The sequence below is a fragment of the Megasphaera intestinihominis genome, from assembly GCF_040096415.1.
Lineage (GTDB): Bacteria > Bacillota > Negativicutes > Veillonellales > Megasphaeraceae > Megasphaera > Megasphaera intestinihominis.
The window spans coordinates 1-980 of sequence record NZ_JBBMEU010000140.1 but is presented as its reverse complement, the minus strand read 5'-3'; the positions used below and the strand labels follow the sequence as shown (position 1 = coordinate 980).

Here is a 980-nt window from a genome sequence, read left to right as displayed (position 1 = left end):
CGGAAAATCGGCCGTCAAGAAGAGCTGGTCGAAATTAGCTTCTACGTCCTCTTTTGATAATTCTGTTTGGATGTTCTTTTCATCTGCTGTCCATACGGTCTGAGTTTCTTCGCCGCCCTGGTTAAATGTAGACCGCTCTGCCTGTGCAATATTCTTTCTAAGGTATACGTTGGCGGTACCATCTGGCAGCGGCTGATACAAAATTTTTTCTGGCTCCGTATCATAGTAGACTTTCATTTTCTCTTTCTCCTTTCGTGTTCGCTAATAATCTTCTGTGCTTGCTCAAACGCCGATTTTAGTTTCATCTCCTTTCGCAGTTTCCGGCAATCTGAGTATTTAAAATAGCCTTTGTAGGATGCCAGGCGTTTCGCCTGGTTATAAACTAATGGTGCCCGCTGTTTGCGCAATAGCATGCGTCTGGCATGGATGAAGTTCTTCGCCCGGATCGTAATTTTCCCGTTATAGCGGATGACAAAACCCATCATATCAATAGGCTCATTTGCCAGCTTTTTGACATGCCAGTTTGGCTTTATCTGTAAGTGCAGCGCCGCTTCGGCATATCGTGATAGCGTTTCCGCTGCCCGCTTGAGCTTTCTTCGGTTACTACCCATAAGCAACATATCGTCCATAAACATGACCATATGATTTACGCCGCTGAGGCAGATGCCTTTACGGTATAAAAACGATAGTATGAACTGCGCTGCCCACTGGCTGGGTAATGCGCCAATCAAGAAGCCCGTGCAGCCGTTTGCTTTCTCATACGATTTTAATAAGCTCCTCCATAGATAAAGAATATCGTCGTTACCGCAATCATGGGCGAATAGCTCCATAAACAGTGCTCTATCAATGGATTGATAGCAATGTCGAACATCAAGTTTGACGAAATATTTGCATTTCGGCGTATAATGTCGCCTGTGGCTGCGGGCGTACCTTGCGGCGCGGATATCGGCTAATATATATCCTCTAATCATCTTCACGCC

General features: G+C 45.5%; 2 protein-coding genes. Both read right to left on the bottom strand.

Going from position 1 to position 980, the window contains the following annotated elements; genetic code table 11:
- Positions 1-237, bottom strand: a 237-nt coding sequence (locus WMO23_RS11345) for a hypothetical protein (protein WP_349174128.1), incomplete at its 3' end; no start/stop codon positions are given.
- On the bottom strand, positions 234-980 hold a 747-nt coding region (locus WMO23_RS11340; RefSeq protein WP_349174127.1), incomplete at its 5' end, for a reverse transcriptase domain-containing protein. The genes WMO23_RS11345 and WMO23_RS11340, both read right to left, overlap by 4 nt.